The organism is Brevundimonas sp. (assembly GCF_032055285.1).
Taxonomy (GTDB): Bacteria; Pseudomonadota; Alphaproteobacteria; order Caulobacterales; family Caulobacteraceae; genus Brevundimonas.
Genome location: NZ_DAMBRE010000001.1, coordinates 389439 through 402411 on the forward strand (window position 1 = coordinate 389439; position 12973 = coordinate 402411).

The window sequence follows — 12973 nt, forward strand, 5'->3', positions numbered from 1 at the left end:
GCCGCTCTAGCGGATCAGGCGCGCCGACGCGAGGCTCCCGAGGTCGCAGCCTCGATCGCGACGCTGGGCGGCGCCCCGGCCACCGTCAGCCGCCGCCGCACCGTACGCTGCGCCTCCCTGGCCCCGATCAGGCCCAGCAGTTCGGCGGTCAGAGCGATCCGCTTGCGCGCGACCCCCTCGTCCGTCGCCTCGCCGTCGTTCAGCCGTTCCAGCGCCTCGTCGGCCCAGGTCGCCAGCTTGCCGGTCAGGCCCTCCGCCGTCTGGCGCCGCTCGGCCTCGCAGCCGAACACTGTGGCCGGTCCCCGCACCAGGCCGATCACCGCCGTCAGGGCCCTGGCCCGATCCGCCGCCTCGGCGTCCACCGCCTCGTCCAGTCGCGGCGCCGGACGGCTCATCCGTCCCGCCATGGCCGTGCGCTCAACCGGTAGCACCTTGCCCGTCGCCTTCTCGGCGGCGCTGAACAGTTCGGACAACCGCAGGCCGATCTTCACCCGCGCCTGCCGCACCGCCTTGCCCCAGGCGCTGTCCGCCCGCAGCGGCAGGGTCATGTCGATCTCCGACAGGGTCTCGGCGCACCAGTCCAGATCGGCCTTCAACAGGCCGCCATCCGCTCCCGGCGCCGTCGGATCGAACGCCGCCGCCTCCGCCGCCCGATGCGCCAGGGCCGTCACCACCCGATCGACGAAGACCGCCATTTCACTTTCGCTGACCACCGTCTCGCGCCCGGCGGCGGGCGTGGCCTGGGCCACCAGCCGCAGCATCATCCGCGCGTCCGCCAGATGGGCGAAGAAGATCTCCATCAGCCGCGCCGCCCCGTCGGGCGCGATCGACGCCGCCTGTCGCAGCGCCAGCTTCAGCTCCGCCGTCGCCTCCGGCCCCGGTCGTCCCAGCCAGGTCTCCAGAAAGCCCAGGCTACGTCGCGCCAGTCCCGCCAGATCGAAACAGGCCGCCAGCTCCGCGACCGCAGCCGCGCTCGCTCCGGGCCACAGGGTCTCGCCCTGATCGCGCACCGCCGAGGCCGCGCTCAGGCACAGCCGATCAGCCACCATGCGCGACAGTTCGTCGTCGCGATCCAGCTGCGGCAAAAGTTCGGGTTCATTGCGCGTGGCCAGCTTCCACAGCCGCGCTGGCGCGCTGGCGGGAAAGTTCAGCCCCTCCAGCCCGTCCTCGCGCCGCCGGAACAGCGGCGTCAGCGGCGCAAAGGCCGCGTCGCGCCGTCGGCGGTCCAGCCCCTCGGCCTCGACCATGTCGCGCAGCGCCCACGCCCGATCCCCCGTCATCGCCGCCGCCAGCGCTTCCAGCTGGGACAGCAGATGATCCGGGCAAGCGGCGATCAGCTGGGCCAGGGCGGCCCTTTGCGCGACCGACAGGTCCGCCATGCACTCTCCTCAGGCCGAACCGAATCCCGGCCATTGGGGTCAGGGTGCGCCCTTCGGGTTAACAGGGGATTTTGCCCCCTCCCCCAGGGCTGCTAGTCGCTTGATGGCGGGCGGGAGGCTCGCGCGCGCACGGCGGCCGCGTGGGTGCGCCCTACCGGCACCAGCAGCCCATTCCTCAACTTGAGCTGAGACCGCTGCTCCGAGCGAAGGATGTCGCAGATGGCGTCCTGGGCCACCCACCAGCTCCGATGCACCTGAAAGCCCAGATCGGGTTCAATCGCGGCGACGGCGTCCGACAGACGCATCAAGATCAGATCCGACCCCAGGATCGTGTGAACCCGCAGATAGTGATCCTCCGCCTCGAGCGCGACGATCTCCTGGCCCAACCGGCGCGGCAAGCGCGAAAGCAGGGCGTGCGGAAACGCGCCCGCCCCTCCCCGGTGCCGCGCCAGGGGCGGTCGGGGCGTCACCTCCCGGTTGCGCAGCAGCGTGAAGACGATGGCGAGCTGGACGGCGGCGACCACGCAGAACAGGGCCGGGAGCTGCTCAAGGTCATAGATGTGACCGGGTCGGACGAGCGGGATCACCCAGGCCGCGACAAAGGTTAGCGGCAAGGCCGAGGCGACGGCCACCGCACCCAGACGAAGAACGGGACGCGGATTAGAGGGTTCGGGAACAAGCTTGTTCGCCGCCAGCGCGGCGGCGTACCCCACGAACGCCATGCTGATCCAGAAAGCATAGCGAACCGGCGCGCTCAGCGGCGGATTCGACCCGAACGGCCCCGCAAATCCGAGCAAAAGGCCCATCCCGAGCACGGGCGCGCCCCGCCTCGCCAGGGACCAAGCTTGTCGTTGGCGCATCGTGAACGGCATCGGCCCCGTATCCCCGAAGCGCGAAAAGCTATTGGCGAAATTCCGCGTTGTCTAGACGAGCGACCGGGCCAGAAACGGCGGACCTGCGGCCGACGCCGCGAGACCCAGAGGAATAGCTCCATGAAACGCCTGCACGCTGTTCTAGCCCTGCCCGCAGCCCTCGCCGCAGCAGCGACGTCGCCGCCGGCCCTGGCCATCGCGCCGTCGCTCACGGCGTGCGAAGCTGCGCCTTTCGTCCCCGCGGGAGAGGCGCCGGACCTGGCCGGCCAATGGGACTTCCTGATCCAGGCCGGCCCAACCGCTTCACCCGGCGTGCTCGCCTTGGGCCATATGGACGGGGCCTACGCCGGTTCGCTCACGCCCTATCGGACCAACACCGTCGCTGTTCGTCGCCTCACGCTTGAAGGCGGGGCCGTCAGGATGTCGGTCGCGTCGCGAGAAGGCGAGGTCGTGTTCGAAGGCCGCCTCACGGGAAGGCCCGACACCATGTGCGGGACGGTTCTGTACCACGGCGGGCAGAAGTTCCAGATGGTGGCCGTCCGCCGCTCCACCAGCTATGCGCCGTAGCAGGCAGTCAGAGGTCGCGATGGCGGATGCCCTCTCACCCCTCCGCCGCGGGCAGCTCCAGCAGCACCTTCAGCCCGCCCATGTCGCTGTCGGCCAGAGTCACGCGTCCCCCATAGGCCCGCGTCAGGTCCTCGACGATGGACAGGCCGAGGCCCGTCCCCGGCGTGTCCTCGTCCATCCGCGTGCCGCGCTTCAGAGCCGCGTCGCGCTGATCGGCGGGCAGGCCGGGGCCGTCGTCCTCGACCACCACCACCATCTGGCCGGGCAGCGAGGCGCCGGCCGAAATCCGCACCCGGCGCTTGCACCATTTGGCGGCGTTCTCGATCAGGTTGCCGAAGATCTCCTGCAGGTCCTGACGCTCGCCCAGGAAGGCCAGGTCGTCCGGCGCGCGCCAGTCGATCTCGACGCCCTTGGTCTCGAACACCCGCTCCAGCATGACCGCCAGTTCGTCCAGCACCTCGCCGACGGGCGTGGTCTCGCCCAAGCCATGGGCTGCGCGGGCGGCGGCTCGGGCGCGGCGCAGGTGGTGGTCCACCTGATCCTGCATGACCCGGGTCTGCTTGCGCACCATGTCGGGCAGGACGCCCTCGGTCATCCCCGCCTCCGCCAGCATGACCGCCAGCGGCGTCTTCAGCGCATGGGCCAGGTTGCCGACGTGGGTGCGCTGGCGCTCCACCGTCTCCTGATTATGGGTCAGCAGCCGGTTGACCTGTTCGGCCAGGGGCTGGATCTCCAGCGGATAGACCCCCTCGACCCGATGGGAGCGGCCCTTGCGCACGTCCGAAATCTCGTCGCGCAGGTCGAACAGCGGGCGCAGACCGACCCGCACCTGAATGAAGACCGCCGAGACCAGACCCGCCCCCAGCAGCAGCATGGCCACCCAGGTCACGGTGGCGAACTGGCGCGTGTCGGCGTCGATGTCGGAACGGTCGACCCCGGCGAAGAAGACGATCGGCGCGGTGCGTCCCGGCAGCTGCTTCATGCTGGCGGCGATGCGGAGGGGCTCGCCCTTGGGGCCGTCCTCGGCGTTGTAGCTGATGGTCTGGCCGAAGGCTTCGCGCAGCCGCTCGTCCAGATCGGGCGCGTATTCCAGATCGGCCCGGCCCAGAGAGGCGGACCGCGCCACCACCTGCAGTCGCCCGTCCGTCCCGGGCTCGGCCACCATCCAGTACTTGCCGGACAACAGACGCTCTGTGCGCGCATCGCGGATTTCGCCGACGAAGACCTCGCCCTCTGGGGTGATGCTGGCGGCCACCACCGTCTCGTCGATGGTGTCGCCCAGCATATTGCCCAGCCGCCGCAGCGCCGATTCCTGGAAGACCGAGGTCAGCACCACCCCGGTGACCACAAGCGCCACCAGAATCCAGGCCGAGGCCAGCCAGATCAGCCGCCGCGTCAGCGACTTTCCGGGCCGCCCGAACCAGCGGCCCCATTCGTTCCCGTGCGGCTTGGCGGGCGCTTCAGCCGCCCCGGCGTCGGTCATGCGAAATCAGGCCGCGTCGCTCTCGCCGGCCAGCGGCGACAGGCGATAGCCCAGGCCGCGCACCGTCTCGATCCGGTCCGAGCCGATCTTCTTGCGCAGGCGCCCGACGAAGACCTCGATGGTGTTGGAGTCGCGGTCGAAGTCCTGATCATACAGGTGCTCGACCAGCTCGGTGCGGCTAATGACCCGGCCCTGATGCATCATCATGTAGTGCAGCAGGCGGTATTCCAGGCTGGTCAGCCGCAACGGCTCGCCATTGACCGTCGCCCGCGCCGCGCGCGGATCAAGCCTCAGCCCGCCACAGGTCAGCGTCGCCGCCGCGTGACCCGCCGAGCGGCGCAGCAGGGCGCGCAGGCGGGCCAGCAGTTCTTCGGTATGGAACGGCTTGGTCAGATAGTCGTCGGCCCCGGCGTCAAAGCCCGCCACCTTGTCCGACCAGGCGCCGCGCGCCGTCAGGATCAGCACCGGGGTGGCCTTGCCTTCGCGGCGCCAGCGCTCCAGCACCGACACGCCGTCGATCTTGGGCAGGCCCAGATCCAGCACCACCACGTCATAGGGTTCGGTGTCGCCCAGGAACCAGGCTTCCTCGCCGTCCGGGGCATGGTCGACGGCGTATCCGGCGTCGGAAAGGGCGGTCTTCAGCTGGCGCGACAGATCGACGTCGTCCTCGACAAGCAGCACCCGCATTCAGTCGTCTCCGCGAACCCGGCCGGACTGGCCGTCAACCTGTATGTCCGACACGCGTCCGCCCGGATACTCCCAGCGCACCACATAGTCGCCGCCGCGTTCGCGCACGCCCAGCATCCGGCCGGGACGGTTGGACTGGACCCGCCGGGCGACATCGCCGGGGTCCGCGCGCGGGGCCGAGCGGGGTGCGTCACGCAGCCCCTGCCCCGGATAGTTCCGGGGCTGCTCGCGACGATCATCATCGCGGTCCCGGTCGCGGCCGCGCGACTGGGCCGCCGCGTCCGTCAGGGGGACGAGGGCGATCAGGCCGGCCAGCAGGAGGGCTCGAATAGGCATCATGGTTTGTCTTCTAGACAGTGGCCTCTGAACGGGGGCTGAACACAGTCTACCGCTGTTCATCCGGACAAGGAACGCACGCGCGCCGATTCTCCGTCGCTGTCGCCCATATGCGACTTGGACGCGCATGTGGATGAAGATGAAGAACTTCTCATGCTGATGAACGCAGTCTGAAACGCGCCGTTCAGATGCGGCTCAGCCGCCGGGTGGTCTTTTGGGGTCAACGCAGCCGATCCGGTTGCGACGAACCGAAGGAGCCAAGACCATGAAGAAGCTGCTGATCCCCGCCCTGGCCGTCGCCGTCGCCTCGGCCGCCCTGCCCGCCGCCGCCCAATCCTATAATGGGGCCTATGACCGCCACGGTCCCTCGCGCGGCCACGGCTACGAACAGAATTACGGCGGCTGGAACGCCATCGCCCAGCGCAAGCACAACCTGGACCGTCGCATCGATCGCGGCGTCCAGACCCGCCAGCTCAGCCGCCGCGAGGCCTCGCGTCTGCAGGACGAACTGAACAGCCTGGTCCGTCTGGAGCGCAGCTACATGCGCGGCGGCCTCACCCGCTGGGAGCGCGAGGATCTGGACCGTCGCTACGACCGCCTGTCGGCCAAGGTCCGCTATGAGCGCAACGACTACAACGGCCGCCGCCACTAACGGCTGACCGGAAGCCGGGCCTCATCCCTCCCTGTCCGAGGCCCGACCGAGGGGCGCGATCCGCAAGGGTCGCGCCCTTTTCGTACCTTCAACCGTCATCCCGGAAGCCCACAGGGCTATCCGGGACCGCAGGAAGCGCAGCGCCTTGGGCGGTCCCGGCTCTCCGCTCCGCTTCGGCCGGGATGACGACCGAGATCAGCCCGGCTCGATCACCGTGATCTCGGGCCAACGCCCGCGCGCACTGGCGACCACCTTGTCCCAGCCCCTGGCCAGGCCGCGCGCCGGATTGGGCCGGATCACCATGTCGAACACGTCCTGCAGGCCATAGGGCGCCGCCACGCTGATCGTGTCGTCCTTCTCCAGCCGCACGGCCAGGGCGAAGGCCGGGGCCACGAACTGGGCCGGAGCATCGTCGGTGCAGGTCAGGGCCGCATAGGGCTCGCCGAACCTGCTCTCGAACCACAGATGAACCCGCGCCTGATTGCGCACCTCGACCAGATCGCGCAACGGCGGTTCGAAGGAGGCGGCGACGCGCCTGATGATGACGTCCTCGGCGTCCCAGGATGTATCGGGATCGAAATAGCCGATGTCGTAGTCCTTAATGCCATAGCCGACCGGCCGCCCGGTCCGGTCGTTCCACACCCCCTGATAGACTGCGCCGGAAAACAGCCGCCAGTCCGGCAGGTCCAGGTCGCGCATCACGCTCAGCACATGCATCAGCGCCGGGTCAGCGCGGACGATCTCGATCAGTCGGGTCTCAAGGCTCATGGGGTCGTCAAAAGGCGATTCCGAATCCCCGCCAAGCCCTTCTTCCCTTGAAGGAGAAGGGCTTCAGCGGATCGGCCAGCCGTGATCCAGCGGTCCATGGCCCTGACCCAGGCCCGGCGCGCGGCGGATGGCCTCGGCGACATAGGCCCAGGCCTCGGCGACGGCGGTCTGCAGCGGCAGGCCCTTGGCGATGCCCGCCGCGCAGGCGCTCGCCAGCGTGCAGCCAGTGCCGTGCGTATGACGCGTGTCGAGACGCTCGCTCTCCAGCACCGTCTCGCCGTCGCGGGTCAGCAGCAGGTCGATCACCGTCTCGCCCGGCACATGGCCGCCCTTCATCAGCACGGCCCGCGCTCCCAACTCCAGCAGGGCCTCGCCCGCCCGGCGCTGGCCGTCCAGATCGGCCACCGCGATCCCGGTCAGAGCCTCGGCCTCGGGCGCATTGGGGGTCAGCAGGGCCGCGCGCGGCACCATCAGCCGCCGCACAGCCTCCACCGCGCGATCTTCCAGCAGGGGCGAGCCGCCCTTGGCGATCATCACCGGGTCCACCACCGCCGGCACGTTTCCGGCGTAGTCGATCAGGCCGGCCACCGCCTCGACCACCTCGACCGAGCCCAGCATCCCCGTCTTCAGGGCGTCGGCCCCGATGTCGTCCAGCACCGCCCTGGCCTGGGCCTCGATCACGTCGATCGGCAGGGGATAGACGCCGTGAACCCCCAGGGTGTTCTGGATGGTGATCGCCGTGATCGCCGTGGCGGCGAACCCGCCCAGCATGGTCACCGCCTTGATGTCGGCCTGGACGCCCGCCCCCCCGCCGGAATCCGAGCCCGCCAGAATCAACACGCGGCCTTTTTTTTGGTCCCTATCGTCTCCGGCGCGGCCGGAGACTGCTTGAGGGAGGTTGGCCTCGCCCATCAGTGCGCTCCCGAAAACAGCTTCAACCCGACGATGCCCGCCACGATCAGCAGGATGCAGACCGCCCGCACCGCCGTCGCCGGCTCGCCATAGACCACGATCCCGACCGTCGCCGCGCCCACGGCGCCGATGCCCGTCCACACCGCATAGGCCGTGCCCACCGGCAGCTTCTGCGTGGCGATCCACAGCCCGACCATGCTGGCGACCAGGGCTGCGGCCACACCCAGCGACAGCACCGGCCGCTGCAGGCCGACATGCTTGATGCCCGAGGCCCACATGACCTCGAGCAGGCCCGCCACGACGAGCACCACCCACGGATTGAAAGACAGAAGCCAAGACATGACGGCTGCATGGCCGAAGGCGCCCGCAGAGGCAACGCCCTTTACATTGACAATCATCTATATTGCCAATAAACGATAGAAATGAACCTCGCCCTGCAAGCCCTGTCCGAACCGCACCGCATGGCCATCATCGCCATGCTGGCCGACGGCGAACGCCCCGCCGGGGACTTCGTCGACGCCCTGCCCGTCAGCCAGCCGACCGTGTCCAAACACCTGTCGGTCCTGCGCGAAGCGGGCCTGGTCACGGTGCGCAAGGACGCCCAGCGCCGACTCTATCGCCTGAACCCCGCGCCCCTGGCCGAACTGGACGCCTGGCTGCAGCCCTATCGCCGCTTCTGGACCGATCGTCTCGACGCGCTTGAAAACCATCTCGACAAGGAGTTTCCGCAATGACCGACGCACTGACTCTGAGCGATGACCAGGGCCGGGCGACCGAGATCGACGGCGGCTATGAAATCCGCTTCGAGCGCCGCCTGCGCCACGCGCCCGAACGCGTCTGGGCCGCCCTGACCACGCCGCAAGGCCTCGCCTGCTGGCTGGCCGAGGCCGTGATCGACCCCAGGCCCGGCGGCCGCATGGACCTGAACTTCCGCCAGCCCGCCACCGAGAAATTCCCCGACACCCCGGAAGTCCGCCGACAGGCCAACGAGGTCCTGGTCTTCCAGCCCTTCACCCGGTTCGAGCACACCTTCGGCGGCGAGGATTCCGTCGTCTCATGGCGGCTGTCGCCCGACGGCGACGGCACCCTTCTGACCCTGATCCACCGCATGTCGCGCGATTGGGAATCCAACGTCGCCAACACCCTGGCGGGCTGGCATCACCACATGGAAGGCCTGGACGACGCCGCCAGCCGCACGCCCCACCCGTGGAACTGGCCGCGCTGGAGCGCCCTGCGCGACGCCTATGCGACGGAAGTCGCCACGGCGGCCTGAAGCTTCAGCGCCTGCACCGTCTCGCGCACGTCGTGAACGCGCACCATCCGCGCGCCACGACGGGCGCCTTCCAGCGCCAATGCCAATGAGCCGCCCAGCCGGTCGCTCGCGGCGACGGCCGTTGCATCCACGCCCTGAATGACCCGCTTGCGGCTGGCGGCGTAGAGCACCGGCCAGCCCAGATCGACCAGGGCCTCCAGCCGCGCTGTCAGGGTCAGGTTGTGCGCCGTGGTCTTGGCGAAGCCGATGCCGGGGTCCAGCCAGATCCTGTCGCGCGCCACGCCCGCCTGCATGGCCGCCTCGGCCCGCGCCGCCAGATGGGCGACCACCTCGGCGACCACGTCGTCATAGCGCGGGTCGTCCTGCATGGTCTTGGGCGCGCCCTTCATGTGCATCAGCACCACCTCGCAGCCCAGCTCGGCCGCCGTCGCCAGGCTCTCGGGGTCGTGCATAAGGGCCGTCACGTCGTTCCACATCGTCGCGCCCGCCTGAACGGCGGCCCGCGCCACGCCCGGCTTCATGGTGTCGATGCTGATCATTCCGTCCCAGCGCGCCCGGATCGCAGCGATCAGCGGCAGGGTGCGGGCGATCTCCTCGTGCTCGCTCACCGGGTCCGAGCCCGGCCGCGTGCTCTCGCCGCCGATGTCCAGCACGTCGGCCCCCTGTTCGATCAGCCGCAGCGCATGGGCCAGCGCCGCCTCACGCGTGTCGTGCCGTCCCCCGTCCGAAAAACTGTCGGGCGTGACGTTGACGATACCCATGACCAACGGCGGCTTCACGAGGGATTGAACGTCCATGCGACAAGAACTCCCGGGGCGCCGGTTTGACTTTCCGCGCGCTGAGGCCCAGCCTCTAGCCACTATGGAACGTTTCGTCAGCCAGGCTCGACGCCTCACCCACGCGGGTCGCCGCGTCGAAGGCATCTAACCCGTAGCGGCCAGCCTGCGCTGTCGCCCGCTACGGGGCGCGTCGCTTCGCTTTTTTCCTAGTCTTCCAACATTCAGGATCGCGCACGCCGCCCGTCGGCCGTCCGCGAACACGCCTGCCATGACCCCAGCCCAAGACGATCCGCCCGCACGCGGCGCCGACATCCTGCCCTTCCCGAGCCGCCGCCCCGCGACGCCGCCCGCGCCCGAACCCGCGCCCCCGGCTGACGACGGCGACGACGACGACCCCTCGGCCGCCTGACCCTTTTCTTCTTTTCCTTCACATCGAGAAACGACATGACCACCGCCAAGACCCGCGGCCGCCCTCCGGCCCTGCCCGGCATCCTTCTCAGCCGCGCCGACTTCGACGCCCTGGACCGTCTGGTCGGCGACCTGCCCGGCACAGGCCCCGCCGGCCTGCTGCAACAGGAACTGGACCGCGCCGAGGTCTGCGACGACGCCGACATGCCGCGCGACGTGGTCGGCCTGAACCGCTGGCTGCACTACGCCGACGACCGCCACCCCGACGTGCGCCGCGTCCAGCTGGTCCTGCCGCGCGAGGCCGACATCGACGCCGGTCGCGTCTCCATCCTGTCCCACGTCGGCGCCGGCCTGATCGGCCTGAAAGAAGGCCAGTCCATCGTCTGGCCCGATCCCTCGGGCGAGACCCGCAAGCTGACCGCCGTCCTGATCGAGGACGAGGACCCCATCGAGGCCGTCGCCCACTGAAAGACATTGCGCCGACGCTGATATCACCTCCCCATGCCATGGGGAGGGGGACCACGAAGTGGTGGAGGGGGCGACACCGCCCTCTCCCGCCGAGTCACCCCCTCCGTCACGTCGCCTTCGGCTCCGCGCCACCTCCCCATAAAATGGGGAGGAAAGCCGCTATCCCTTCCGCCCGATCAACCCGCCCAGGGCGTCCAGATAGGCGGCGAACGCCGCCCGCCCTTCCGGCGTGATGGCAATGCGGGTCAAGGGCTTGTTGTTCACGAAGCTCTTGCTGATGGCGACATAGCCCGCCTCTTCCAGCTTCTTCAGGTGGACCGACAGATTGCCCTGGGTCGCCTCCAGCACCGTCTTCAGCTCGGTGAAGTCCGCCGCCTCGACGTCGGCCAGATAGACCATGATCCCCAGCCGCATGCGGCCGTGGATGACCTCGTCGATCCGTCCGAAATCGTCGGCCAGGCCCATGACGTCAGGCGGCCTTGCCGCCCGACCGCGCGTCGCGGAACAGGGCCCAGCCCGGCAGGGCGAACAGCAGGAAGAGGGCTGCGGTGCAGACCCCCAGATAGGCGACCGGCTGGCGCACCAGCACGCCCAGGGCCACCGCCGTGACCCATCCGCCCAGCGATACGGCCAGCATCCAGCCCTTCTTTTTCAGCACCCAGGCCACATACCAGGCCGCCGCCTGCAGGGCGAAGACGATGGCGGCGTAATAGAGCCAGACGGCGAAATCCTGATCCCGCACCGCCCCCACGCCGAAGACGATGATGACGGCGGCGTTGGCCATGCCGGTGGCACTGAAGGCCGCCGAGGTCACCCGCGTCGCCAGCGGCCCCCGGTTGGACGGCCCGGCCTTGCGATCCTTCAGGATGGCCCAGGTCAGGACCGCCAGAAAGGCGACAGTGATGCCGACGACGAAGATCAGATTGGCCAGATCGGGCCAACGGATCAGGCCGATCACCTGGCCGACGTGGAACAGGCACTGAAGCCCGTACAGCAGCCCGCCCGCCAGATAGCAGACGGCCAGGGTCATCGGCGGTCGCCCGTTGCCCTCCACGATCGAGCGCATGAAGGCGAGGTCGGCTTCGGGCGTGCGGGACTTGTCGATCATCGGGTGATTCCTGGCGCGACGCGGCTGCCTTCCCGGATGGACGCAGCCGCCAAGGTTGGCAAGCTATTCGGCGGCGAGCGGGACGCCGACGCGCGCCTTGCGCCAAGGCACGCGCCGCCCGTTCAGCCAGCGCCCCATGAAGCCGTGGCGCACCGTCAGCTCATAGCTGGCCAGGCAGACAGCCATGACCCCGACCACGACGATGGCCAGCTTGACCGGCCAGACCAGCGGCCAGTCCTTCACCACCACCTGGGCCGCCATCACCAGCGGCAGATGGACGATGTAGATCCAGTAGGAGGCGTCGGCCAGATAGCGCCTCAGGGCGCTGTGGCCCGACCAGAACCTCAGGGCCAGACCGACCACGGCGAACATGCTGGCGTAGGTCGCCACGCCGAACGCCGCCGCCGTCATGGCCTTGGCTACCGGATCGGTCATCGGCGTCAGCACGGGCGTCGGCCCGCCCGACAGCATCAGCGCCATCGTCCCCGCGCCCAGGGCCAGCCCCAGCCAGACCGGGGCCCAGAGCTCCATCCGCTTCAGCAGCTCGCGCCGACGGTCCAGCAGCGCGCCCACGCCGAAGGCCAGGCCGAACCCGATCAGGGCCGAGGTCTCGGGAACCAGACCCGCATCCGGCGTCGGAATACCGAAGAAGGCGATCCAGTTCGGCTCGAACCACAGGGCCAGGGCCAGGGGCGCGCCCAGAACCAGCGGCCCCCACGGCGCGATCAGGCCGCCGGCCAGCCGGTCCAGCCCGCGCCCCAGACGCCCCGCCCGATCCAGCCGCGCGACGACCGCCTGCCCGATCACCAGGACGGCGTAGAACCACAGCAGCACCCACAGGAACCACAGATGGGTCAGGGGGATGTTGGTCCAGTCGTACTTGGGCGGCGGCGGGGCGTCGGCGGCCGTCAGCCCCATCAGCGAAGCGTTCCAGATCAGCACCGCCACGATCCCCGCCAGCACCGGCCCCCAGAAGGCCGCCAGCGGTCCGGCGATGCGGACCAGCCGATCCTTGATGAAGCCCATCACGCCGCGCCGCTTCAGCATCATGTGGGCGAACAGGCCCGCGATCAGGAAGAAGCTGCCCATGCGGAACAGGTGGATGACGAAGAAAAGCCCGCTGGCCCAGACCGACTTCTGATCATCGGCCACGATCCAGATTTGCGTCGGGAAGAAGGACAGGGTGGCGTGCAGCACCACCCCCAGCAGCAGGGCCGCGCCCCGCAGCCCGTCGAGGCCATGCAGGCGTTCGGTTTGATCGAATTGGGATGCCGTCATGGC

The 12973-nt window shown here is 69.4% G+C and carries 18 protein-coding genes; 6 read left to right on the forward strand and 12 right to left on the reverse strand.

Annotation, left to right across the window (positions count from 1 at the left end; all coding sequences use genetic code 11):
- Positions 1-14: 14 nt before the first annotated feature.
- Entirely contained in the window at positions 15-1379 is a 1365-nt protein-coding gene (locus RTY13_RS01950; protein ID WP_312780727.1) for a hypothetical protein, read from the reverse strand.
- A 92-nt stretch (positions 1380-1471) separates the two neighbouring features.
- The gene (locus RTY13_RS01955) at positions 1472-2251 is read right to left on the reverse strand and encodes a LytTR family DNA-binding domain-containing protein (RefSeq protein WP_312780728.1); all 780 of its coding nucleotides are present in this window, start codon (positions 2249-2251) and stop codon (positions 1472-1474) included.
- Positions 2252-2371: 120 nt separating this feature from the next.
- On the opposite strand from RTY13_RS01955, the gene RTY13_RS01960 reads away from it, so the two are divergent.
- Entirely contained in the window at positions 2372-2818 is a 447-nt protein-coding gene (locus RTY13_RS01960; protein ID WP_312780729.1) for a hypothetical protein, read from the forward strand.
- A 34-nt stretch (positions 2819-2852) separates the two neighbouring features.
- Here the strand turns inward: RTY13_RS01960 and RTY13_RS01965 are convergent, their stop codons facing one another.
- The 3 genes from RTY13_RS01965 to RTY13_RS01975 are packed head-to-tail and all read right to left on the reverse strand — an operon-like array spanning position 2853 to position 5327.
- A complete protein-coding gene (locus tag RTY13_RS01965) occupies positions 2853-4301 on the reverse strand; it encodes a sensor histidine kinase (protein WP_312780731.1) in 1449 nt (482 codons plus the stop codon).
- Positions 4302-4307: 6 nt separating this feature from the next.
- Positions 4308-4988, reverse strand: a complete 681-nt coding sequence (locus RTY13_RS01970; RefSeq protein ID WP_207825428.1) for a response regulator transcription factor — start codon at positions 4986-4988, stop codon at positions 4308-4310.
- Positions 4989-5327, reverse strand: a complete 339-nt coding sequence (locus RTY13_RS01975) for a hypothetical protein (RefSeq protein ID WP_312780732.1) — start codon at positions 5325-5327, stop codon at positions 4989-4991.
- Between the two features lie 262 nt (positions 5328-5589).
- On the opposite strand from RTY13_RS01975, the gene RTY13_RS01980 reads away from it, so the two are divergent.
- Positions 5590-5976 (forward strand): hypothetical protein, encoded by a 387-nt coding sequence (locus RTY13_RS01980; protein ID WP_312780734.1) that lies wholly within the window; start codon positions 5590-5592, stop codon positions 5974-5976.
- Positions 5977-6171: 195 nt separating this feature from the next.
- Here the strand turns inward: RTY13_RS01980 and RTY13_RS01985 are convergent, their stop codons facing one another.
- The 3 genes from RTY13_RS01985 to RTY13_RS01995 form a co-directional block, all read right to left on the reverse strand.
- Entirely contained in the window at positions 6172-6744 is a 573-nt protein-coding gene (locus RTY13_RS01985) for a nucleotidyltransferase family protein (protein ID WP_312780736.1), read from the reverse strand.
- Positions 6745-6807: 63 nt separating this feature from the next.
- Complete coding sequence (gene thiD / locus RTY13_RS01990) at positions 6808-7584, reverse strand: bifunctional hydroxymethylpyrimidine kinase/phosphomethylpyrimidine kinase (protein WP_312780738.1); 777 nt, start codon at positions 7582-7584, stop codon at positions 6808-6810.
- A 71-nt stretch (positions 7585-7655) separates the two neighbouring features.
- Positions 7656-7997: a multidrug efflux SMR transporter gene (locus RTY13_RS01995; RefSeq protein WP_312780740.1), complete on the reverse strand. Its 342-nt coding sequence runs from the start codon at positions 7995-7997 to the stop codon at positions 7656-7658.
- Positions 7998-8078: 81 nt separating this feature from the next.
- Here RTY13_RS01995 and RTY13_RS02000 point away from each other — a divergent pair, with 81 nt between their 5' ends.
- Positions 8079-8390: a metalloregulator ArsR/SmtB family transcription factor gene (locus RTY13_RS02000; protein ID WP_312780742.1), complete on the forward strand. Its 312-nt coding sequence runs from the start codon at positions 8079-8081 to the stop codon at positions 8388-8390.
- Complete coding sequence (locus tag RTY13_RS02005; protein WP_312780743.1) at positions 8387-8929, forward strand: SRPBCC family protein; 543 nt, start codon at positions 8387-8389, stop codon at positions 8927-8929. Before RTY13_RS02000 ends, RTY13_RS02005 begins: the two co-directional genes overlap by 4 nt.
- On the opposite strand, the gene folP is transcribed toward RTY13_RS02005, so the two are convergent.
- Positions 8899-9726: a dihydropteroate synthase gene (gene folP, locus RTY13_RS02010; protein ID WP_312780744.1), complete on the reverse strand. Its 828-nt coding sequence runs from the start codon at positions 9724-9726 to the stop codon at positions 8899-8901. The genes RTY13_RS02005 and folP overlap by 31 nt on opposite strands.
- A 250-nt stretch (positions 9727-9976) precedes the next feature.
- On the opposite strand from folP, the gene RTY13_RS02015 reads away from it, so the two are divergent.
- Positions 9977-10117 (forward strand): hypothetical protein, encoded by a 141-nt coding sequence (locus RTY13_RS02015; protein ID WP_312780745.1) that lies wholly within the window; start codon positions 9977-9979, stop codon positions 10115-10117.
- A 35-nt stretch (positions 10118-10152) separates the two neighbouring features.
- Positions 10153-10584, forward strand: coding sequence for a GreA/GreB family elongation factor (locus RTY13_RS02020; protein ID WP_312780746.1), 432 nt, complete (start codon positions 10153-10155; stop codon positions 10582-10584).
- Positions 10585-10743: 159 nt separating this feature from the next.
- Here RTY13_RS02020 and RTY13_RS02025 read toward each other — a convergent pair whose 3' ends face one another.
- The 3 genes from RTY13_RS02025 to RTY13_RS02035 all read right to left on the reverse strand — a co-directional run bounded on the left by RTY13_RS02025 (position 10744) and on the right by RTY13_RS02035 (position 12970).
- Positions 10744-11049, reverse strand: coding sequence for a transcriptional regulator (locus RTY13_RS02025; RefSeq protein ID WP_312780748.1), 306 nt, complete (start codon positions 11047-11049; stop codon positions 10744-10746).
- 4 nt (positions 11050-11053) lie between these two features.
- The gene (locus tag RTY13_RS02030) at positions 11054-11692 is read right to left on the reverse strand and encodes a hypothetical protein (RefSeq protein ID WP_312780749.1); all 639 of its coding nucleotides are present in this window, start codon (positions 11690-11692) and stop codon (positions 11054-11056) included.
- A gap of 63 nt (positions 11693-11755) precedes the next feature.
- Entirely contained in the window at positions 11756-12970 is a 1215-nt protein-coding gene (locus RTY13_RS02035) for an acyltransferase family protein (protein ID WP_312780750.1), read from the reverse strand.
- Positions 12971-12973 lie beyond the last annotated feature (3 nt).

Excerpts from the sequence above, each read along its gene's own strand:
- RTY13_RS02035 (WP_312780750.1), bottom strand. The coding sequence starts at position 12,970 with ATGACGGCATCCCAATTCGATCAAACCGAACGCCTGCATGGCCTCGAC.
- RTY13_RS02015 (WP_312780745.1), top strand. The coding sequence starts at position 9,977 with ATGACCCCAGCCCAAGACGATCCGCCCGCACGCGGCGCCGACATCCTG.
- RTY13_RS02005 (WP_312780743.1), top strand. The coding sequence starts at position 8,387 with ATGACCGACGCACTGACTCTGAGCGATGACCAGGGCCGGGCGACCGAG.
- RTY13_RS02020 (WP_312780746.1), top strand. The coding sequence starts at position 10,153 with ATGACCACCGCCAAGACCCGCGGCCGCCCTCCGGCCCTGCCCGGCATC.
- RTY13_RS01950 (WP_312780727.1), bottom strand. The coding sequence starts at position 1,379 with ATGGCGGACCTGTCGGTCGCGCAAAGGGCCGCCCTGGCCCAGCTGATC.
- RTY13_RS02025 (WP_312780748.1), bottom strand. The coding sequence starts at position 11,049 with ATGGGCCTGGCCGACGATTTCGGACGGATCGACGAGGTCATCCACGGC.
- RTY13_RS01980 (WP_312780734.1), top strand. The coding sequence starts at position 5,590 with ATGAAGAAGCTGCTGATCCCCGCCCTGGCCGTCGCCGTCGCCTCGGCC.
- RTY13_RS01975 (WP_312780732.1), bottom strand. The coding sequence starts at position 5,327 with ATGATGCCTATTCGAGCCCTCCTGCTGGCCGGCCTGATCGCCCTCGTC.
- folP (WP_312780744.1), bottom strand. The coding sequence starts at position 9,726 with ATGGACGTTCAATCCCTCGTGAAGCCGCCGTTGGTCATGGGTATCGTC.
- RTY13_RS01970 (WP_207825428.1), bottom strand. The coding sequence starts at position 4,988 with ATGCGGGTGCTGCTTGTCGAGGACGACGTCGATCTGTCGCGCCAGCTG.
- RTY13_RS02030 (WP_312780749.1), bottom strand. The coding sequence starts at position 11,692 with ATGATCGACAAGTCCCGCACGCCCGAAGCCGACCTCGCCTTCATGCGC.
- RTY13_RS01960 (WP_312780729.1), top strand. The coding sequence starts at position 2,372 with ATGAAACGCCTGCACGCTGTTCTAGCCCTGCCCGCAGCCCTCGCCGCA.
- RTY13_RS01995 (WP_312780740.1), bottom strand. The coding sequence starts at position 7,997 with ATGTCTTGGCTTCTGTCTTTCAATCCGTGGGTGGTGCTCGTCGTGGCG.
- RTY13_RS01955 (WP_312780728.1), bottom strand. The coding sequence starts at position 2,251 with ATGCCGTTCACGATGCGCCAACGACAAGCTTGGTCCCTGGCGAGGCGG.
- RTY13_RS01965 (WP_312780731.1), bottom strand. The coding sequence starts at position 4,301 with ATGACCGACGCCGGGGCGGCTGAAGCGCCCGCCAAGCCGCACGGGAAC.
- RTY13_RS01985 (WP_312780736.1), bottom strand. The coding sequence starts at position 6,744 with ATGAGCCTTGAGACCCGACTGATCGAGATCGTCCGCGCTGACCCGGCG.
- RTY13_RS02000 (WP_312780742.1), top strand. The coding sequence starts at position 8,079 with ATGAACCTCGCCCTGCAAGCCCTGTCCGAACCGCACCGCATGGCCATC.